Source organism: Rhizobium sp. BK251, from assembly GCF_004345245.1.
Lineage (GTDB): Bacteria > Pseudomonadota > Alphaproteobacteria > Rhizobiales > Rhizobiaceae > Rhizobium.
In genome coordinates, this window is sequence record NZ_SLUQ01000006.1 from 181,692 (window position 1) to 200,726 (window position 19,035).

At 64.5% G+C, this 19,035-nt stretch carries 18 protein-coding genes; 11 read left to right on the plus strand and 7 right to left on the minus strand.

Features of this window, described 5'->3' with window-relative positions:
* Nucleotides 1-104: 104 nt before the first annotated feature.
* Nucleotides 105-1,085, plus strand: a complete 981-nt coding sequence (locus EV286_RS16425) for an alpha/beta hydrolase (protein WP_132958225.1) — start codon at nt 105-107, stop codon at nt 1,083-1,085.
* A 190-nt stretch (nt 1,086-1,275) separates the two neighbouring features.
* Here EV286_RS16425 and EV286_RS16430 read toward each other — a convergent pair whose 3' ends face one another.
* From EV286_RS16430 to EV286_RS16440, 3 genes are read right to left on the minus strand one after another with little or no spacing between them, the layout of a single operon-like run.
* Nucleotides 1,276-2,247, minus strand: coding sequence for an aldo/keto reductase (locus EV286_RS16430; protein ID WP_132958226.1), 972 nt, complete (start codon nt 2,245-2,247; stop codon nt 1,276-1,278).
* 11 nt (nt 2,248-2,258) lie between these two features.
* The gene (locus EV286_RS16435; RefSeq protein WP_245500726.1) at nt 2,259-3,185 is read right to left on the minus strand and encodes an amidohydrolase family protein; all 927 of its coding nucleotides are present in this window, start codon (nt 3,183-3,185) and stop codon (nt 2,259-2,261) included.
* Nucleotides 3,166-4,152: an aldo/keto reductase gene (locus tag EV286_RS16440; protein ID WP_132958227.1), complete on the minus strand. Its 987-nt coding sequence runs from the start codon at nt 4,150-4,152 to the stop codon at nt 3,166-3,168. The genes EV286_RS16435 and EV286_RS16440 overlap by 20 nt, the downstream gene beginning before the upstream one ends.
* Nucleotides 4,153-4,311: 159 nt before the next feature.
* Between EV286_RS16440 and EV286_RS16445 the strand changes: the two genes are divergently transcribed.
* The 6 genes from EV286_RS16445 to larA all read left to right on the plus strand — a co-directional run bounded on the left by EV286_RS16445 (nt 4,312) and on the right by larA (nt 10,341).
* A complete protein-coding gene (locus EV286_RS16445; protein ID WP_132958228.1) occupies nt 4,312-5,529 on the plus strand; it encodes an ABC transporter substrate-binding protein in 1,218 nt (405 codons plus the stop codon).
* Between the two features lie 144 nt (nt 5,530-5,673).
* On the plus strand, nt 5,674-6,543 hold the full coding sequence (locus EV286_RS16450; protein WP_132958229.1) for a branched-chain amino acid ABC transporter permease: 870 nt from the start codon (nt 5,674-5,676) through the stop codon (nt 6,541-6,543).
* Nucleotides 6,544-6,573: 30 nt separating this feature from the next.
* On the plus strand, nt 6,574-7,593 hold the full coding sequence (locus EV286_RS16455) for a branched-chain amino acid ABC transporter permease (RefSeq protein WP_132958230.1): 1,020 nt from the start codon (nt 6,574-6,576) through the stop codon (nt 7,591-7,593).
* Nucleotides 7,590-8,324 carry an ABC transporter ATP-binding protein gene (locus EV286_RS16460; RefSeq protein ID WP_132958231.1) on the plus strand — a complete coding sequence of 245 codons (735 nt, stop codon included), beginning with the start codon at nt 7,590-7,592 and terminating at the stop codon, nt 8,322-8,324. Before EV286_RS16455 ends, EV286_RS16460 begins: the two co-directional genes overlap by 4 nt.
* A complete protein-coding gene (locus EV286_RS16465; protein WP_132958232.1) occupies nt 8,321-9,055 on the plus strand; it encodes an ABC transporter ATP-binding protein in 735 nt (244 codons plus the stop codon). The genes EV286_RS16460 and EV286_RS16465 overlap by 4 nt, the downstream gene beginning before the upstream one ends.
* On the plus strand, nt 9,052-10,341 hold the full coding sequence (larA, locus tag EV286_RS16470) for a nickel-dependent lactate racemase (RefSeq protein WP_132958233.1): 1,290 nt from the start codon (nt 9,052-9,054) through the stop codon (nt 10,339-10,341). Before EV286_RS16465 ends, larA begins: the two co-directional genes overlap by 4 nt.
* A gap of 4 nt (nt 10,342-10,345) precedes the next feature.
* Here the strand turns inward: larA and EV286_RS16475 are convergent, their stop codons facing one another.
* Nucleotides 10,346-11,098 (minus strand): FadR/GntR family transcriptional regulator, encoded by a 753-nt coding sequence (locus EV286_RS16475; RefSeq protein ID WP_132958234.1) that lies wholly within the window; start codon nt 11,096-11,098, stop codon nt 10,346-10,348.
* 44 nt (nt 11,099-11,142) lie between these two features.
* On the opposite strand from EV286_RS16475, the gene EV286_RS16480 reads away from it, so the two are divergent.
* The 4 genes from EV286_RS16480 to larB are packed head-to-tail and all read left to right on the plus strand — an operon-like array spanning nt 11,143 to nt 14,956.
* Nucleotides 11,143-12,150, plus strand: a complete 1,008-nt coding sequence (locus EV286_RS16480; RefSeq protein WP_132958235.1) for an NAD(P)-dependent oxidoreductase — start codon at nt 11,143-11,145, stop codon at nt 12,148-12,150.
* Nucleotides 12,151-12,162: 12 nt separating this feature from the next.
* Complete coding sequence (locus EV286_RS16485) at nt 12,163-13,461, plus strand: LarC family nickel insertion protein (RefSeq protein ID WP_132958236.1); 1,299 nt, start codon at nt 12,163-12,165, stop codon at nt 13,459-13,461.
* A gap of 32 nt (nt 13,462-13,493) precedes the next feature.
* Nucleotides 13,494-14,258, plus strand: a complete 765-nt coding sequence (locus EV286_RS16490; protein WP_132958513.1) for an adenine nucleotide alpha hydrolase — start codon at nt 13,494-13,496, stop codon at nt 14,256-14,258.
* Nucleotides 14,255-14,956, plus strand: a complete 702-nt coding sequence (gene larB / locus EV286_RS16495) for a nickel pincer cofactor biosynthesis protein LarB (protein ID WP_132958237.1) — start codon at nt 14,255-14,257, stop codon at nt 14,954-14,956. Before EV286_RS16490 ends, larB begins: the two co-directional genes overlap by 4 nt.
* Before the next feature lie 262 nt (nt 14,957-15,218).
* Here the strand turns inward: larB and EV286_RS16500 are convergent, their stop codons facing one another.
* From EV286_RS16500 to EV286_RS16510, 3 genes are read right to left on the minus strand one after another with little or no spacing between them, the layout of a single operon-like run.
* On the minus strand, nt 15,219-17,522 hold the full coding sequence (locus tag EV286_RS16500; protein ID WP_132958238.1) for a xanthine dehydrogenase family protein molybdopterin-binding subunit: 2,304 nt from the start codon (nt 17,520-17,522) through the stop codon (nt 15,219-15,221).
* The gene (locus tag EV286_RS16505) at nt 17,519-18,502 is read right to left on the minus strand and encodes a xanthine dehydrogenase family protein subunit M (RefSeq protein WP_132958239.1); all 984 of its coding nucleotides are present in this window, start codon (nt 18,500-18,502) and stop codon (nt 17,519-17,521) included. The genes EV286_RS16500 and EV286_RS16505 overlap by 4 nt, the downstream gene beginning before the upstream one ends.
* Complete coding sequence (locus tag EV286_RS16510; RefSeq protein WP_132958240.1) at nt 18,502-18,975, minus strand: (2Fe-2S)-binding protein; 474 nt, start codon at nt 18,973-18,975, stop codon at nt 18,502-18,504. The genes EV286_RS16505 and EV286_RS16510 overlap by 1 nt, the downstream gene beginning before the upstream one ends.
* Between the last annotated feature and the right edge of the window lie 60 nt (nt 18,976-19,035).

Sequence of the window (19,035 nt, forward strand, 5' to 3'; positions counted from 1 at the left end):
CAAGCTGTTACGAAATAAAAGCCGCACCGCCTTGCCGTCGCCAGTCGATTTCACAGCTTGATCGCTCCACTTCACGCGCTCTGGCATCCAACCGAGAGACCCAGATGAAAGAGATTCTTATCCGAACTCGCACCATAGGCATGAGCGTGCTCGATGCCGGCAAGGGCCCGCTTGTCTTGCTGTGCCACGGTTTCCCCGAAACCAAATATGCCTGGCGACATCAGATCGACGCACTCGCGCAGGTAGGCCATCGCGCTGTCGCGCCAGACATGAGGGGCTACGGCAAGACGGACGCCCCCGAGAGGGAGGATCAATACACGGTCCTTCATGCCGTCGGCGATCTGGTGGCGCTGCTTGACGCTTTGGATGAGCAGCAAGCGGTTGTCGTTGGCCATGACTGGGGTGCCACGATCGCTTGGCAAGCCGCGCTGCTGCGCCCCGACCGGTTCCGCGCCGTCGTCGCGTTGAGCGTCCCCATGATGGGGCTGCCTCCCGTTCCGCCCTCAAAGATCTTTCCGCAGAATGACGAGGCGCTCTTTTACACTCTTTATTTCCAGCAGCAGCAAGGCGCGCAAGCCGAGTTCGATCGGGACGTCAGCTTGACGCTCCGCAAGCTCATCCATGCGGCGAGCGGGGCGGCTGGGCCGCGCAAGCCTGGCGACGAAACGCCAAACCCGTTTGGCATGGTTCGGCGCAGTACCGGCTTGCTGGCGAGCCTGCCGGACCCGGTCAAATTGCCGGACTGGCTGCCTCCGCAGGATTTCGAGAAACTGGTCAGCGCGTTCAGGGCTTCAGGCTTCACTGGCGGGCTGAACTACTATCGCAATCTGGATCGCAATTGGGAGCTACAACAGGCAAGCGTCGGCCAGACGGTCGACGTGCCTGCGCTCTTTATGATCGGCGAACGCGATACCGGCCTCAGCATTCCCGGAATGGATCAGATCATTGCAGGCATGTCGGATCTGGTCCCGCGCCTGCACGGCTCCCACGTCCTCCCGGAGGCCGGTCACTGGCTGCAGCAAGAGCGGCCGCGCGAGGTATCGGAGCTGATTTTGCAATTCCTGAAGCAGCTTCAGGATCTGTAGAAATTCGTCCGTTTCGGGCCGAAAGAAGAACTGGGTCTCCTCTCGCTCGACCAAAAATGCAGAGCCGGCATTTGCCACAGCGCTGCCCGACATCCACCCTCCTCATAGAGTCTGCAACTCCACAAGCTGTGCAGTGATCGTGCGGGCGCGGAGTGGGCGAAGACAAGCCCGGCGCCTGGCGGCCGCCTTCTCAAATCGCGTCCCAGAACTCGGCGGGAATGTGCCAGTTCGCCCATTCCATGTTCTGTGCGATGCGCTCCGTGCGGCTCATGCCAAGCACGGCGGCGGAAACCAGTGGATGGCGCAACGGAAACTGGATCGCCGCCGCCTGCAGCGGTACGCCATAGGCGGCGCAGAGCTCATCGAGCTTCTTCGCCCGGTCGACGATTTCCGTCGGAGGCGCGCCGTAGTCATAGGTTGCCTGGTCGCTGCTAGGTCCCTTGGCGAGAATGCCGGAATTGAAGATGCCGGCTGCGACGATCTCCACGCCGCGCCTTTCAGCTTCCGGGAAGAGGTCGAAGGAGGCGCTCGGATCGAGCAGCGTATAGCGCCCGGCGATCATCACCGCGTCGAGATCGATCGCCTTGACGAAGCGCGTCGCGACATCGCTCTCGTTGACGCCGACGCCGATCGCCCGGATATGGCCGGCCCTGCGCAGCTCGTCGAGTGCTCTGTAGCAGCCCTCGACTGCCTCGCCGAAACGGCGCTCGTAATCCTCGCCATGCGTGAAGCGGTCGACGTCGTGGATGTAGACGAGGTCGAAATCCGCAAGCCCAAGACGGTTGGCGGACTGCTCCAGCGAGCGCATCGTGCCGTCATAGCTGTAATCGAAGACCGGTTTCAGCCGCAGCGGCGAGGCCCAGCGGCCGTAATCGACCTCCTCGCCCCAGGGCGGCACCATGTAACGGCCCGCCTTGGTGGAAAGCGTCACCGACTTCCGGGGGACAGTACGCAGGAAGCGACCAAGTCGCAGTTCGCTGAGGCCGTGGCCGTAGAGCGGCGCGGTGTCGAAATAGCGCAGTCCCGCCGCGTAGGCCGCCGCGAGCACGCTTGCAGACTCCTCTTCCGAGACGTCGCGGTAGAGCGTACCGAGGCCACTCGCCCCGAAACCAAGACGCGAGGCAAAGCCGATGCGGCTCTGCCGTGGATTTTCCCTGTTCATGGCTTTCTCACCTATTTCACGCTGGCCGTCTGGAATTGCGGCAGGCGGTATGCCTCGATCGCCGAGCCGCCGAAGATCTGGTCGAGTTCGGCCTCGCTGAGATCCTTCAGGCAGTTGCGCAGAGCGTCCACGACCTGGGTGTAGCTGCCCGCAACCAGGCAAACCGGCCAGTCAGTGCCGAACATGCAGCGATCGACCCCGAAGATGTCGAGCGCCTCCAGCACATAGGGCCTGAGATCGGCCGGCTTCCAGGTCTGCCAGTCGGCCTCCGTGACCATGCCCGACAGCTTGCACCAGACATGGCCGCGCTCCGGGCGGAAGCCCCTCATCAGCTCGGCCCACTCCTTGAAGCCATGGTTGCGGATCTCCGGCTTGGAGATGTGGTCGAGCACGAAACGCATCTCCGGGAAGCTTTTCGCAGTCGCGACACAGGAGGGCAGTTGCGGCAGGTTGGGCACGAGGTCATAAACCAGCCCGGCCTTCTGTACAGCTGCCAAGCCGCGCTTCACGTCCTCGCGCAGGAGCCAGTTCGGATCGGCTTCCGTTTGGATAAGATGGCGCACCCCGACCAGCCACTTTCCTTCCGGGCTGGCCTTGAGCGCTGCGATCGTCTCGCCCACCTTCGGATCGGTGAGATCGACCCAGCCGACAACGCCGGCGACGAAATCCGTCTCCTCCGCCGTGCGAATGAAATCCCAGGTCTCGGAAAGGCCATTCCAGGTCTGCACGAGAACCGTGCCGGCGACGTGGTTCGCCGCCAGCGAGGGCCTCAGATCCTTCGGCTCGAAGACGCGGTTGATGGGTGCGAAGGGTCCGCTCAGCCAGGCATAGTCGCCGCCGCTTGCCGGGTCCCAGAAATGATGGTGACTGTCGATGATCGGTTTTGCCATGGTCTTTTCCGCTCCGCCCGTTGCCCGTTCACCATCTCTGGTGGACATATTGGCGGATATCCTCCTCGTAAATTTCCTTGATCTTCTCCATCACCGCGCCGGAGAGCGGTGGCAGGCTCGCCGTCTCTGCGTTCGAGCGGGCCTGCGCCGGATTGCGCGCGCCGGGAATGGCGACGGTGACAGCATCGAACATGAGTATCCAGCGCAGCGCGAATTTCGCCATCGTGGTGTCGCCGCCGACGAGTGGGCGCACGCGTTCCACCGCTTCGAGCCCCTTCTCATAGGGCACACCCGAGAAGGTTTCGCCGACGTCGAAGGCCTCGCCATTGCGGTTGAAGAGGCGGTGATCATTGGCCTCGAACTTGCTGTCGATCTTGAACTTGCCGGAGAGCAGGCCGCTTGCCAGCGGCACGCGGGCGATGATCGCCACCTTCTTTTCCTGGGCCTGCCGGAAGAAATGCTCGGCCGGTCGCTGGCGGAACGCGTTGAAGATGATCTGCACGCTGACGACGCCGGGATACTCGATCGCCTTCAGCGCTTCCTCGACGCGCTCGACGCTGACGCCGTAATTGCGGATCTTGCCCTTCTCCACCAGCCGGTCGAGACGCTCGAAGACCTCGGGATGATAGTAGAGGTCCGTCGGCGGGCAATGAAGCTGCACGAGATCGAGCGCGTCGACTTGCAGGTTCTTCAGGCTGCGGTCGATCCAGGTGTTGAGGTTGTCGGCGCTGAAGCCGGCCACCGACTGCTCGGGTAGTCTGCGGCCTGCCTTGGTGGCGATGAAGGGCCGCTCCCCGCCCCTCTCCTTCACGACGCGGGCGATCAGTTGCTCGGAATGCCCGTCGCCATAGACATCGGCCGTGTCGATGAAATTGACGCCGCTGTTGAGCGCCGTGTGCAGCGCGGCGAGCGCCTCCTCGTCGTTCACCTCGCCCCAGGCGGCGCCGATCGCCCATGCCCCGAAGCCGATCTCGCTGACGCTGCGGCCCGTGCGGCCAAACTCTCTCATTCGCATCTTTCCACTCCCTGGAAGTCGTGCCCTGCGGTCCTCGACGGCCGCTGCCGGCTTGCATTCACATCCGCTTGACAAGCGATAGACATGCTATTATCAGAGAATAGGGTTGTACGACAACCCGGTAAGAATGCAAAATTTTTGCATGGGAGGACCATCACCGTGAAATCCGTATTTGTGACGAGCGCATCACTTGCGCTTTGCCTCGGTGCGCTCACCGCACCGGCACTTGCCCAGGATGCCGACACCATCAAGATCGGCGTCGTTGCAGCCGAATCCGGCTCTTTCGTTTCCGCCGGCCACACCCTGCCGGCCGGCGTCAGCCTCGCCGTCAAGGAGATCAACGACGCGGGAGGCGTCAAGGTCGGCGACAAGACCTACAAGATCGAGCTTCTGAAGCGCGACGACCGCACCGATATTGCGACCGCCATCGCCGCCACGCAGGAGTTGGTGCGCGACGAGAAGGTCGCGGCGATCTTCGGCTCCGAGAGCCACGACTTCACGCTCGCCATGGCCAAGATCACCCAGCCCGCTAAGGTCATCCATTTCGCCGGCAACAGCACGCTCGCCAAGGTGCTGAACCCGCAATCCGTCGCCGCCGGCGGCGAGAACCACTACCTCTTCCAGTCCGAGCCGCAGGAATTCCAGCGTTCCGGCTCGACGGCCCGTGGCGTGCTCAGCCTGCTCACGCCTCTCGTCGGCCATCCGCTGAAGAAGTCCGTCGTCATCGTCGGAAACGACGCGACCGGTCAGTTCCTGACCTCCTATTACGTGAAGGCGCTGAAGGCCGAGGGCCAGGAAGTTCCGGAAGTCATCTCCTATCCGCCTGATACGACCGACTTCTCGCCCTTCCTGACACGCGCCAAGAGCCTCAACCCGGATGTGGTGCACTTCTGGTACAACGGCGACTCGACGCTGACGGCCCTGCCGCAGGCGCTTGAGCTTGGCGTGGCACCCAGCTACTTCCTCTTCGGCGTCGACCCCGGCATCTGGAAGGAGCGCGGGCTTTCGGCCGATGTTCCGGTCGCCATGAGCTGCGTCCCGATCTGCTGGGGTGAATCCTCGAACGCCAACGCGAAGACCTATTTCACCAACTACTTCGCGGCCGGCGCACCGAAGGGCGTCACTTCGTCGGTCTCGCTCCTCTACTACGACTATGTCCACTTCCTGGCGGACGCCTGGGAGAAAGCCGGCACGCTCGATCCCGACAAGACGGTCGAGGCGCTGCAAGCCCTCCACCACAAGGGCGTCGTTTCGGATGATCTGGCCTTCAATGCCAGCCATCAGGTGACACACGCCACCGAAGTTTGTGCAGCAGCCCCCGGCGGCGACATCTCCTGCGCCATGCAGCAGCCGCCGGCAGAAGCGCCCGCGGAGTAAAACCCGCCCCCTCCTCGAAACGCGGGCGTCTCCTCCCGCCGACCGGATCCCTCGCCCGGACGGCGGGAGACCCATGCGGGGGAGAGCCGTCAACCGAAACCGGGCCGCGTCGCCGCGCGGCCCGCTCAGCAACGGAAGACAGTCGTGGACATTCTCATTCAGCAAATCTTGAACGGCCTTTCGATTGCCAGCGTCATTACGCTGATCGCGGTCGGCGTTACCCTCATCTTCGGCCTGACCGGCATTATCAACTTCGCCCATGGCGAGTTTCTGATGGTCGGCAGCATCGTCACCTGGCTTGCCGTCACCGCAGGCGTCAGTTTCTGGCTGGCGCTGGTGCTCGCCGTCCTTGCCGTCGCCTTGATGGGCTTCGCGCTGGAGCGCGGCCTTTTCCGCTTTACGCTCACGCGGCCCACCAACGGCTTTATCGTTTCACTGGGGCTGATCGTGGTCCTCCAGCACATCGTCATCTTCTTCTGGGATCCCAACCAGAAGAGCATTCCGCGGCCGCTGACCAGTGTCTGGGAGGTCGCCGGTGTGCGCATCGCCTCGGTGCGCGTCATGGTCATTCTCGTCACCATCGCCGTCGTCGCCATGACCTTCATGATGATCACCCGCAGCCGCTACGGCCGCGCGCTGCGCGCCAGCGTCGAGGATCGCGACACGGCCGCCCTCATGGGCATTCCCGTCCGCCGCTACATCACCGGCGTCTTCGTACTCGGCAGCGCCCTCGCCGGCCTCGGCGGCGCACTTCTCATCGCCCTCTTCCCGATCACCCCGTTCACCGGCGGCACAATGGTCATGAAAGGCTTTGCGGTGGCGCTGATCGGCGGGCTCGGCAACCTGACGGGTGCCGTCGTCGCCGGCCTCATCCTCGGTATCGTCGAGGGCTTCAGTGCCGGCTACGGCTTCTCAGCCTGGACCGACGCCTATTCCTTCGGACTGATGATCCTCGTGCTGCTCTTTCGCCCGCACGGCCTGTTCGGCGGCACCAGCGGCCCGAAGATGGCTTGAGGCAGGAACAGAAATGAAGGCATCGCATCCATGAACAAGCCCATCTCTCCTTTTCAATCGCTGCTGCCGGCGCTCGTCGTGCTGGTCATCTTCGCCCTCGTGCCGCTCGCCTCGCCGAGCAACCGCATGCTGTCACTGGCAATCTCGGCCGGCATCAACATCGTCGCGCTCTATGGCCTGTCGGTCCTCTTCGGCCAGACCGGCATCCTCTCGATGGGCCATGCCGCACTCGTCGGCGTCGGCGCCTACGTGGCCGCGATCTTCGCCCGTGACTACGGCATCGGCTTCTGGGTGGCGCTGCCCCTCGGCGGCGTCCTTGCTGCGATCGCTGCCGCCATCATCGGTGTCCCGTCGCTGCGCGTCTCCGGCCACCACTTCGTCATCATGACCTTCGCCTTCGGGCAGTTGCTCGCCATCGTGCTGACCAATGGCGGCGACTATACCGGGGCGGCGACCGGCCTCGACCTGCAGATGCCGGTCGCATTCTTCGGCAGATCCCTCGATAGCGAACTCACCGGCTATTACCTGCTGGTCGTCGCCTTCGTCACGATCAGCGCGGTCGCCAGCTGGGCGATCATAAACTCGCCCTACGGCAGGACGTTGCGCGCCATCCGCGAGAACGAGAAGCTCGCCATGTCGCTCGGCATCAATGTCGGTCGCCACAAGATCGGCGCCTTCGTCGTCAGCGGCATCTTCGCCGGCGTTTCCGGCGTGCTGCTCGCCTATTTCCTGCGCCATATCTCGCCAAGCCAGTTCGCCTCCTTCCCCTCCATCTACCTGGCTCTGATGGTGATGATCGGCGGCGCCCGCCTGCTGCTCGGGCCGATCGCCGGTGGGGTACTCGTCGCCTTCCTGCCGGAGGTGCTGAACCTCGATCCGGTGGAATCGCGCATCCTCTACGGCGTCTGCCTGATCGCCGTCATCCTGCTCCTGCCAAACGGCCTTATAGCCGGCCTGATCGACGGTTGGCGCGCCCTGTTCAAGGCGTCCCACCGCTCGAACGGCGACAAGGATGCTCGTTCTGCCGCCGCGACGGAGGCAGGCCGATGAACGCGATCCTCGACATCAAGGGCCTGCGCAAGCAGTTCGGCGGCGTCACGGCGCTTTCCGGCATAGATCTCGCCATCTATGAAGGCGAGATCCTCGGCGTCGTCGGCCCGAACGGCTCCGGCAAGACGACCCTCTTCAACGTCGTCACCGGCGTCCACAAGCCGACGGCCGGCTCGGTCACCTGGCGCGGCCGTGACATCACCGGCATTCCCGCCCATGAGATTTCGCGCACCGGCATCGGCTACACCTTCCAGCAGGCCATGGCCTTTGCCGGTCTGCCGGTGATCGAAAACGTCCGTATCGCCATGGAGCATGCGCGCCGGCCGAAGCATGCGGTCAATGGCGCTTTTTCCTGGCCGACGCCGGAATCGCTGCTCGATTTCGTCGGCATCCGGCCGCTTGCCAACGAGATGGCCGGCGTGTTGCCCTTCGGCAATCTTCGGCTGCTCGGGCTCGCGCTGGCCCTCGCCTCACGGCCAACGCTGCTGCTGCTGGACGAGCCGGCCGCGGGGCTGAACGACCGGGAGACAGCCGCTCTCGTCCGCCTCGTCGAGCAATTCCCCTCGCACGGCATCAGCGTCTGCGTCATCGACCACGACATGAAGCTGATGCAGATGCTCTGCAAGCGGCTCGCCGTCCTCGACTTCGGCTCGAAGATCGCCGACGGGCCGACGAACGACGTGCTCCACGATCCCAAGGTGCTGGAAGTCTATCTCGGAGGCGAAGTGTGACGGCGCTGCTCACCATATCCAACGTCACGACCGGCTACGGCCCGACCATCGTCAACCGCGACGTTTCCTTGACCCTCGACCGGCACGAGATCATCACGATCCTCGGGCCGAATGGCGCCGGCAAGTCGACGCTGCTCAGGACCATCGCCGGCCTTGTGAAACCGCGCGCCGGCACCGTCACCTTCGACGGCGAGACCGTCACCGGCCAGCCGCCGGACGTGATGGCCAAGCGCGGCGTCGTGCTCGTTCCGGAGGGTCGCAAGATCTTCGCGGACATGACGGTGGAGGAGAACCTCCGCCTCGGCGCCTATGCCCGTACCGACGCGGCGGCCGTCGAGGACGACGTGAAGCGGATGGAAGCCTTCTTCCCGATCCTCGCCACCAAGCGGCGCGACAAGGGTGGCTCGCTTTCAGGTGGCCAGCAACAGATGCTGGCGATCGCCCGCGGTCTCATGGCGCGGCCGCGCGTGTTGCTGCTGGACGAGCCCTCACTCGGTCTCTCGCCGCTTCTCGTCAAGGAAATCAAGGCGATCATCCTCGACATCGGCAAGACGTTCGGCGCTTCCGTGCTGCTCGTCGAGCAGAATGCCGGCCTTGCGCTCTCCGTTGCCTCCCGCGGTTACCTGATGCAGAATGGCCGCATAGCCATATCGGGGCCGATCGCGGAACTCCGGGACATGTCCCTGATGCGCGAGCTTTATCTCGGCGGAATCACGGGACAGGCATCATGACGGACGACATCGCGATTTCCTATGGCCGCGGCCATCTCCCCTTGCGCCTCCCGGCCTCGGCAGTGCCGACCATCGTGCGCAAGCGCCAGCTGTCGAAGCTGCGCGATCCGAAGGCCGCACTTCTTGCCGCCTTCGCCGATCCTGTCGCCTCGCAACCGCTGGCCAAACTGGCCACGGGTCCGAAGAGCGCCTGTATCCTGATCTGTGACATCACGCGACCGGTGCCGAACGGGCTCTTCCTGCGACCGATGATCGAGACGATGATCGCCTCCGGCATTCCCAGGGAGAACATCTCGGTGCTCGTCGCCACCGGCCTCCATCGCCCCAACCTCGGCGACGAACTCGCCGAACTCGTCGGCGATCCCTGGATACTTGCGAATGTCCGCGTCGAGAACCACTATGCCCGCGACGAGGAAGCCCATGTCGACCTCGGCCGCACGCCGACGCGCGGCACGCCGGTCAAGCTTGATCGCCTCTTCGTCGAGGCCGATCTCAGGATCGCGACCGGCCTTGTCGAACCGCACTTCATGGCCGGCTGGTCGGGCGGGCGCAAGGTGATAGCACCCGGCGTTGCCCATCACGAGACGATCCGCACCTTCCATTCCGCCCGCTTCATGGAGGATCCGCTTGCCGTCCAGTGCAACCTTGTCGGCAACCCGCTGCATGAGGAGCAATTGCAGATCGTCAAGATGCTCGGCGAAGTCTATGCGCTGAACACGGTTTTGGACGAGGACCGCGACCTCGTCTGCATCACCTTCGGCGAGATCATAGCCAGCCATCAGGCCGCCGTCGATTTCGTCAGCGGCGCAACGCAGGTCGGCCTGCCCCGACGCTTCTCGACCGTGGTCACCTCGTCAGCCGGCTATCCGCTCGACAAGACCTACTACCAGACGATCAAGGGCATGGTGACGCCGCTCGATATCCTGGCACCCGGCGGCACGCTGATCATCGCCTCGGAATGCTCGGAAGGCTTCGGATCGGCCGAGTTCCGCGAGGCGCAGGCAAAACTTGTGGAGCTCGGGCCGGAGCGCTTCCTCGCAACGCTGACGGCGAAGTCGCTCGCCGAGATCGACGAATGGCAAACGGAAATGCAGCTGAAGCCGATGCGCGCCGGAAGGGTGGAACTCTACACGACGGGACTTGCCGGCGATGACCGGCGACTGACGGGTGTCAACCTCGTCGATGACCTTTCGGCGGCCATCGAAAACAGCATACGGCGGAGCGGGGATCCCGCCGTCGCTGTCATTCCGGAGGGGCCTTATGTCATTCCGCGCCTCGCCGCGTAGTCGGTCAGCCGCCCGTGTGACCGGTCCGTTCCCTGAGTTCGGCAAAGCGCGCCGCGCTCTTCATCAGGTGTTCGCGCAGCTTGCGACGCGCGGCATTCGGATCCTGTTCGCGGATTGCGGTGAAGATGGCACGATGCTCACGCCGCATGCGCCCCATGTGCTGCGCCCGCTCGCCCGGCCCCATCGTTTCGAAATGCGCCCATTGGCGCGGAATCATGGCGGCTCCGAAGGCATCGATCAGCCGCGCATAATAGGAATTGTGCGTGGCGACAAGGATCGTCCGATGGAAGGCGAAATCCTCCTCGCTTCCCGTGCCGCCCGCAAGGATCGAGGCGTCGAGCGCATCGAGCTTGGCTTCCATCCGCGCCAGGTCTTCGTCGGTGCGCCGCAGCGCGGCAAGCCCAGCGGCCTCGACCTCGATGCCCATGCGCAGTTCAAGCACGCTCAGCACCTCCTCGATCGATTCGAGATCGGTCGGCACGATGGCGAAGGAGCGTGGCGCCGGGTCGCTGGACACGAATGCGCCGAGACCCTGGCGTGTCGTGATCAGGCCCTTGGCGCGCAACGCCGCCAGCGCCTCGCGCACCACCGTGCGGCTGACGCCGGTCGCCGCCATGATCGCCTGCTCGGTCGGCAGCCGCTGGCCGGGCGCAAGATCGCCCGATTCAATCTGCGCGATCAATGTGTCGACGAGACCGCTTCGCAGGTTCGGCGTCTGCTGGATCGCGTTGAAAAGCGAGTTTTCCTTTTCCGTCATCGACTTTTACAACCTTGCATGCATGGGCCGTGGGCATTCCCACCATGCTTTTGCTATCGCAATACGGGCAGAAAAGCAAAGCAGGCACCGGACGGTGCGAAGCCAATCCAGGGAGGAAGCATAGCATGAAGGAACGCATCGGGTTCATCGGGATCGGCAGCATGGGTTCCGGCATGGCCGCCAATCTGCTCGCAAAAGGCTGGCCGCTGACGGTACTTGCCCATCGTAGGCGCGAAGCCGTCGATCAGCTGGTCCGTGCCGGCGCGGCGGAGGCGAAGAGCGCCCGCGAGTTGGCGCTCGCCAGCGACATCGTCGTGCTTTGCGTTACCGGCTCTCCGCAGGTGGAACAGGCGATCAAAGGGCCGGAGGGACTGGCCTCTGCCGGCAAGCCGCTCTTCATCATCGATTGCTCCACGTCGAACCCGCCGGTCACCATTCAGCTCGCCGGCGAGTTGCAGCCGGCCGGCATCACCCTGATCGACGCGCCGCTCGCGCGCACTCCCAAGGAAGCGGCCGAAGGCAAGCTCGACGTCATGGCGGGCGGCTCGGCCGAAGATTTCGCGCGGGCGAAGCCGGTGCTCGAGGCCTTCGCCGCGCGTATCATCCACACCGGCCCCGTCGGCAGCGGGCACACGATGAAGCTCCTCAACAACTTCGTCTCCATGGGCTATTCGGCGATCTATTCCGAAGCGCTGATGCTCGGCGCCAAGGCGGGGCTTACCCCACAGGTCTTCGACAGCGTCATCCGCGGCAGCCGCATGGATTGCGGCTTCTACCAGGCCTTCTTCGAGTTCGTCCTGAACCGCAACGAGAACGCCCAGCGCTTCGCCATGGTCAATGCGCTGAAGGACATGTCCTATCTCGCCTCCTTCGCACAGGCCGCAAGCGTCGCCAACCCGGTCGGCGCGGCGGTGCGCAACAGCTTTGCGAGCGCCGTGGCAAACGGCAAGGGCGAGGCTTTCGTGCCGGCACTTTCCGATGTCATCGCCGAGCTGAATGGCGTATCACTGGCCGTCCCGGCGCAGCAGCCGACTGCCGCTGCGACCGCCTGACAGAAGGCAAGCATGACCGAAATCCATCTAGACCCCCTGGGCGGCATCGCCGGTGACATGTTCGCCGCCGCCATCCTCGACCTCAGGCCGGATCTCGAAGCCGGCCTGATCCGCGTGATTGCGCTCTGCCCGCTACCGGACGGTGTTTCCTGCCGCCTCGTCTCCCACGACGACGGCGTGCTGACCGGTCGGCGCTTCATCGTCGAGCGTGCGGGCCATGAAGACGACAGAGCCGAAGGGAACACCGCTCGCGCTCATCATCACCATGGTCATGACCACGACCACCATCATCACGACGACAGTCACGATCACGGTCATGACCACGGGCACGACCATGCGGCCTGGCGCGAAATCCGCGCCTCGCTTGAAAACGCGTCGTTGCCTTCCGCCGTCATCGCCCATGCCGTCGGCATCTTCGCACTTCTTGCCGAGGCCGAGGCAAAGGTGCACGGCACGTCGCCGGAGGAGGTCAGCTTCCACGAGGTCGGCGCCTGGGATTCGATTGCCGATATCGTAGCGGCCGCCTTTCTGATCGATCGCATTGGCGCGACGCACTGGAGCGTCGGGCCGATCCCGCTCGGCTCGGGCCGCGTGCGCACCGCTCACGGCCTGCTGCCTGTCCCTGCCCCTGCAACCGCGCTCCTTCTCGAAGGTTTTGGGACCATCGACGACGGCATCGCCGGCGAGCGCGTGACCCCGACCGGCGCTGCGATCCTGCGCTATCTCTGCCGCGACCGACCGGGCACAGCCCCCAAGCCCCGTCGTCTTGTGGCCTCCGGGCACGGCTTCGGCACGCGCAAGATGCCGAGCATCAGCAATTGCCTGCGTGTCCTTTTGTTCGAGGAAGCCGTGGATGTCTCGCCAACACAGGGCGAAGTCGCAGTGATCGAATTCGAGATCGATGACCAGACCGGCGAGGATCTTGCCCAGGCGATCGATCATCTGCGCGCTGCACGCGACGTCCTGGACGTGCTGCAGGCGCCGGTCTTCGGCAAGAAGGGGCGTATGATGGCGCATGTGCGCATTCTCGCCCGGCCGCAAGCCCTGGAGGCAGTGACGGCCCTCGTCTTCGAGGAGACAACCACGATAGGACTGCGTTACAGCTTCGCGCAGCGGCGGATGCTGGCGCGCGAGGCCGGCGAGGCAGAGATGGGCGAGCGTCGGGTGCGGCTGAAGTCAGTGGAGCGCCCCGGCGGCCGGACGACGAAGGCCGAGGCCGACGATCTTTCCGGCGTCGCCGGTCATGCGGCACGCGAAAGGCTGCGCCGGCAGGCTGAGAAGGCAGGCAATGAAAGCGGAGGAGAGACGTGACGGAAGTGCGGCTCGCGCAGATTCTCGGCGACATGGGACCGGCAGTGGTGGCTGTCAGCGGCGGCGTCGATTCCATGACGCTTTCGGTGCTCGCCCACCGCATCAAGGGCCGCGACGGTGTGACTATGATGCACGCCGTCTCGCCCGCGGTGCCGCCCGAAGCGACCGAAAGAGTAAGAAGCCGCGCACAGATGGAGGGCTGGCGCCTCGACATCATCGACGCCGGCGAGATGGCCGACGAGCGCTATCGGCAGAACCCGGTCAATCGGTGCTTCTTTTGCAAGACCAATCTTTACGGCACGATCGCGCGCCACACCGCCGACCAGATCCTCTCCGGCGCCAATACCGACGATCTCGGCGAGTACCGCCCCGGCCTCGATGCCGCGCGCCAGCACGGCGTGCGCCATCCCTATCTCGAAGCCGGGATATCCAAGCAGGCTGTGCGTGCGCTTGCTCGCTCACTCGGCCTGGGAGACGTTTCGGAACTCCCCGCCTCGCCCTGCCTTTCGAGCCGGGTCGAAACGCTGATCCCCATCGATCCGGAAACGCTCGGCGCCATCCATCGCGTCGAGACGCTTGTTGCGGGAACGCTGGCGCCAAAGACTGTGCGATGCCGGGTGCGCCACAGCGGCGTGGTGGTCGAACTCGATGCCGCGAGCCTCGAGGCCACGGACGAAGCTGGGCGCGCCGCGCTTTCCGCCTCGATCACCCTGCTGCTGCCGCAAAGCCTGGCAGGCATTGACGTGACGTTCGCGCCATACCGTAACGGCAGTGCCTTCGTGGGAGCGCGCCCATGACACGGGAAAGGATCGCGGGGGAAGTGGTCTTCGATGTCGAGCGCGGTGCGCGCATCGGCATCGACGAAGCCGTCTTCTGTGCTGGCAAATCGGCAGCCCAGATCGCCCACATCCTCGATGGTGCGCAGGAACGTGATGAGGGGCTGCTGCTGACGCGGCTCGATGCGAAGACATACGAAGCGCTCCCCGAGCGGCACCGCGAGGCAATCGACTATTGCGAGGTTTCGCGCACCGGCTTCTACGGCCCCGTCCGAGCCGTTTCCGTCAGGGGAGCGGTCGCGATCGTCGCGGCGGGCACGTCTGATGCTCCGGTCGCGCGCGAGGCGGAACGCACGCTTCGCCATGCCGGCGTCGAGGCAAACTTCATCTGCGATGTCGGCGTGGCCGGTATCTGGCGGCTCACGGACAGGCTGGAGGAGATCCGTCGTCACCCGGTCGTGATCGCGGTTGCCGGAATGGACGCGGCACTGGCGAGCGTGCTGGGCGGGCTAGTACAGAGCAGCATGATCTGCGTGCCGACCTCGGTCGGCTATGGCGCCGCCGAGGGCGGGCGCACGGCTCTCAACGCCATGCTCGCAAGCTGCGCCCCTGGCCTTGTCGTCTGCAATATCGACAACGGCTACGGGGCGGCTTCGGCGGCGCTGCGCATGATCGGCAGCTTCGCCGCCATGGCGGCGGATGCAAAACGACGACCCTGAGGGCCGCGTCAGACTGCTGACAAGACCGTCAACTCGATTGATTGTTCAGATAACGGCAAAATACCCACCACCGTCATGCCGGTCTCGAGCCAATATCCAGCGCGATCAAGTCCTTGATCGCGAGAAACTCTTTCGCCGCGCGGACGCGCGGCTGGCTGGATTCCGGCTCAAGGCCGGAAGGACGGAGAATCCAGTGTGTCGAACCACAAGAGGCTTGTCAGCAGTCTGACGGCGGCCCTGAGGGCCGCCGTTCCTTGTCAGGTCAATCGATCAGCTTTTCCAGCGTGATCGGCAAGTCGCGGATGCGCTTGCCGGTTGCGTGGAAGACGGCGTTCGCGATCGCAGGGGCCACGCCGACGATGCCGAGTTCGCCGACCGCCTTGCCGCCGAGCACGGAGGCATGGAAATCGGGCACACCGACCGATATCACCTTGAGGTCCGGGATATCGGCGTTGGTCGGCACAAGGTAGTCTCCGAGGTTATTGTTGATGACGCGCGCGTGGCGCTTGTCGATCACGCCTTCCTCGAGCAAGGCTTGGCCGATGCCCATGATGATGCCGCCCTTCCACTGGCTTTCGGCGAGCTTCGGATTGTAGAGCCGCCCCGAATCCAGCGCCGAGACCATGCGCGAGACGCGGACGGTGCCGAAATCCTCATCGACCTTCACCTCGACGAAATGGACGCACCAGCTGTGCAGCGAGTAGTCGCCATCCGTCGGCGATTTCATCGTCGCGACGGTGGTGAAGTTCTTGTAGTGGTCGTCCTTGCTGTGGCCTTCCGGCAGGTTGTCGCGCAGGGCCTCGATCTTGTCGCGGCCAAGACCCTTCATGAGTTCCGGAATGGTGATGCCATCACCTTCGTCGCGTGGTGGCCTGACCCTTCCGCCCGACACCACGAGCGTATTGGCCTGGAGATCGCGCAAGGGTGAGTTCGGATCGTTGATGGCCAGGCCGACGAGCTCGTCCCGCACGGCATGGGCCGCCTTGTGGACCGCAGCCGTCATGAGGTTGGCGAGCTGCGATCCGCCGGCGACGGGCGCACGCGGCAGGGAGGAATCGCCGAGCTTGACGACCACGCTTTCGACAGGCACGCCGATCGCCTCGGCGGCGGTCTGGGCGAGGATCGTGTAGGTCCCCTGCCCCATGTCGATGCCGCTGCTTGCCACCTCGACCGTGCCGTTGGCGAGAATGCGGACCAGCGCCTCGCCAGGCGTGCGCCGCACCGGATAGGTCCCGGCCGCCACACCCCAGCCGATCAGATGGCTGCCGTCACGCATGGAACGTGGCGCGTGCTTGCGCTTCGACCAACCGAAGGCCTCGGCACCGGCGGCATAGGCTTCGCGCAACATGCGGCTGGACCAGGGCTTGTTCGCCTCGGGATCCTCCTCGGCATAGTTCAGGAGGCGGATTTCCAGAGGATCGATCCCCACCTCGTATGCAAGCTCGTCGATCGCGCTTTCCAGTGCCCAGGCACTCGGGTTCTCGCCCGGTGCGCGCAACGCGCCCGGCGTCACGGTATTGACGGGAATGATGGACTGCCGAGAACTGAGATTCGGGGTCGCATACATGATCTTGGTGACCGAGCCGACGGGCTCGACTGCAGCGCCGCCGATCGACGTCTCGTTCGAACCGCGATGGATGATGGAGACCAGCTTGCCCTCCTTCGTGGCTCCCAGAGAGATCGTCTGACGCGTTTCCGGACGCCCGCCAAAGGCGGTGAAGGTCTGCGGCCTGGTGATCGAAAGCTTCACGGGACGATCGAGCATCTTCGACGCCACCGACGCCACCGCGCCGTAGGAGAGCGCCAGCGCTTTCGAGCCGAAGCCGCCGCCGATATAGGGCGAGACGATGCGGACCTTCTCGAAAGGAATGCCCATCCATTCCGCATAGGTGCGTGCCATGCCGTCGACCCACTGGCTGGGCTCGTAGATCGTCAGTCCACCGTCATGCCAATGGGCGATCAGCCCGTGAGGCTCGATCGGCACGTTGTATTCGCGCGGCGTGGCATAGGAGCGTTCGATGCGCACAGGGGCGCTGGCATAGGCGGCCTCCGCATCGCCCCACTCCGACGTCAACGGCTCGAGGTGCAGGCCATCGCCCGCGTTCGGATCGTCGATATGCGTAACTGCGGGCTTTTCCTCGTAGGTCGCCTTGACCAGACGCGCGGCCGCGGTCGCCTGCTCGAAAGTGCTGGCGATAACGGCGGCGATATGCTGACCGACATGGGTGACATCCGTCGCCAGCGGATGATAGGTCGGATGGGGGGATGCCAGGCCAAGCCAGTTGGATGCGGCGTGGATCGTCGGCAGGTTCGCAGGGGTCAGGACCTTGAGGACGCCCGGCGCAGCCTCGGCCGCCGACGTGTCGATCGAATGAACACGTGCTGAAGCGACGGTGCTGTCTACCATTACAGCATAGACGAGGCCCGGGAGGCTGTGTTCCAGCGCATAGTCCGCCTTGCCGGTGATCTTGGCGACGCCGTCGATGCGTGACAGGCGCGCCCCGAGGACGGAATCGGCACCGTCCGAGGCATCACCACGCTTCAGTTTGGTATCGACGATGGTCATGCCGTTTCTCCCATCTTCAGAATGGCGCGAGCGACGACGCGCGGCGCGAGATCGATCTTGTAGTGGTTGTCGCCGTGGGAAACGGCGCCTTCCATGGCAAGCAGGCTCGCCTTTCTGACGGTTTCCGGCTCCAGTACCTTGCCCTTGAGGGCGTCCTCGACGGCGCGGGCGCGCCATGGCTTGGTCGCCACCCCGCCAAGCGCGACGCGCAGGTCGCGCACCGTCCTGCCGTCATCCTCGAACTCGACACCGACCGCAGCGCTTGCTGCAGCAAACTCGTAGGACTGGCGATCCCTCACCTTCAGGTAGGTCGAGCGCTTGGCGATCGGCGAGGCTGGAACGCTGACGCAAGTGATCATCTCGCCCGCCTCGATCGCCGTCTCGCGGTCCGGCGTGGACCCCGGCAGCAGGAAGAAGTCGTCGACCCCAACACGCCTTCCGCCGAGATGGATTTCGGCGTCCAGGGCGACGAGCGCAACGGCAAGGTCGCCCGGATTGGTCGCGATGCAGGCATCGCTGGTGCCGAGTACGGCGTGATTTCGCGTAACGCCGCCGATCGCCGAACAGCCACTGCCGGGAGCCCGCTTGTTGCAGGCCGGGAAGGAGGCCGGGTCACGGAAATACGGACAGCGCGTGCGCTGCATCAGGTTTCCGCCGATCGTTGCCATGTTGCGAAGCTGGGCTGATGCGGCTTGCCAGAGCGCCTGCGAAATCGCCGGGAACTTGATCTTCACCGCTGGTTCGTCGGCAACGCGGCTCATCTTGACGAGCGCGCCCATGGTTAGGCTGTCGGCGCCCACGAGAAGGGTATCGAGGCCGCTGACATGGGTGATGTCGACTACCTTGGACGGCTGGAGGACGCCGCATTTGGCAAGGTCGAAGAGGGTCGTGCCGCCGGCGAGCAGGGCAGCGGCCGGCGCGGAAGCCTCGCGCAGGGCTTCATCGACGGACGTGGCCCGAATATAGGAGAAACCGCTCATTACATCGCCTCCGCAGCCTGCCGCACGGCGGCGACAATGTGAGGATAGGCCCCGCAACGACAGAGATTGCCAGCCATGTATTCGCGGATCTCATCGTCCGAGCCGGCGTGGCCTTCGCGAATGCAGCCGACCGCCGACATGATCTGGCCCGGCGTGCAATAGCCGCACTGGAAGGCATCCTGCTCGAGGAAGGCTGCCTGTACCGGATGGAGGTCTCCGTTCGGCGCCGAGAGGCCCTCGATCGTGGTGATCTTGCGACCCTCGACCTGCGCTGCAAGCGTCAGGCAGGCGAGCACGCGCTTTCCATCGACGTGGACCGTACATGCCCCGCACTGCCCCTGGTCACAGCCCTTCTTGGTGCCGGTGAGGCCCAGATGCTCGCGCAGCGCATCGAGCAGCATGACGCGCGGCTCGATCTCGAGCGAGTGGCTGCTGTCGTTGATGTCAAGAGTTACAGTGATGGTCTGACTCATCGTTGAGAATCCCATGTTGCTGATGTGAAGTGCAATCCGCCATCCTTAACGCCGAAAGAC

Coding starts and splice junctions, on each gene's coding strand:
- EV286_RS16425 (WP_132958225.1), top strand. CDS start 105: ATGAAAGAGATTCTTATCCGAACTCGCACCATAGGCATGAGCGTGCTC.
- EV286_RS16430 (WP_132958226.1), bottom strand. CDS start 2,247: ATGAACAGGGAAAATCCACGGCAGAGCCGCATCGGCTTTGCCTCGCGT.
- EV286_RS16435 (WP_245500726.1), bottom strand. CDS start 3,185: ATGTCCACCAGAGATGGTGAACGGGCAACGGGCGGAGCGGAAAAGACC.
- EV286_RS16440 (WP_132958227.1), bottom strand. CDS start 4,152: ATGCGAATGAGAGAGTTTGGCCGCACGGGCCGCAGCGTCAGCGAGATC.
- EV286_RS16455 (WP_132958230.1), top strand. CDS start 6,574: ATGAACAAGCCCATCTCTCCTTTTCAATCGCTGCTGCCGGCGCTCGTC.
- EV286_RS16460 (WP_132958231.1), top strand. CDS start 7,590: ATGAACGCGATCCTCGACATCAAGGGCCTGCGCAAGCAGTTCGGCGGC.
- larA (WP_132958233.1), top strand. CDS start 9,052: ATGACGGACGACATCGCGATTTCCTATGGCCGCGGCCATCTCCCCTTG.
- EV286_RS16475 (WP_132958234.1), bottom strand. CDS start 11,098: ATGACGGAAAAGGAAAACTCGCTTTTCAACGCGATCCAGCAGACGCCG.
- EV286_RS16480 (WP_132958235.1), top strand. CDS start 11,143: ATGCTTTTGCTATCGCAATACGGGCAGAAAAGCAAAGCAGGCACCGGA.
- EV286_RS16485 (WP_132958236.1), top strand. CDS start 12,163: ATGACCGAAATCCATCTAGACCCCCTGGGCGGCATCGCCGGTGACATG.
- EV286_RS16490 (WP_132958513.1), top strand. CDS start 13,494: ATGGGACCGGCAGTGGTGGCTGTCAGCGGCGGCGTCGATTCCATGACG.
- larB (WP_132958237.1), top strand. CDS start 14,255: ATGACACGGGAAAGGATCGCGGGGGAAGTGGTCTTCGATGTCGAGCGC.
- EV286_RS16500 (WP_132958238.1), bottom strand. CDS start 17,522: ATGACCATCGTCGATACCAAACTGAAGCGTGGTGATGCCTCGGACGGT.
- EV286_RS16505 (WP_132958239.1), bottom strand. CDS start 18,502: ATGAGCGGTTTCTCCTATATTCGGGCCACGTCCGTCGATGAAGCCCTG.
- EV286_RS16510 (WP_132958240.1), bottom strand. CDS start 18,975: ATGAGTCAGACCATCACTGTAACTCTTGACATCAACGACAGCAGCCAC.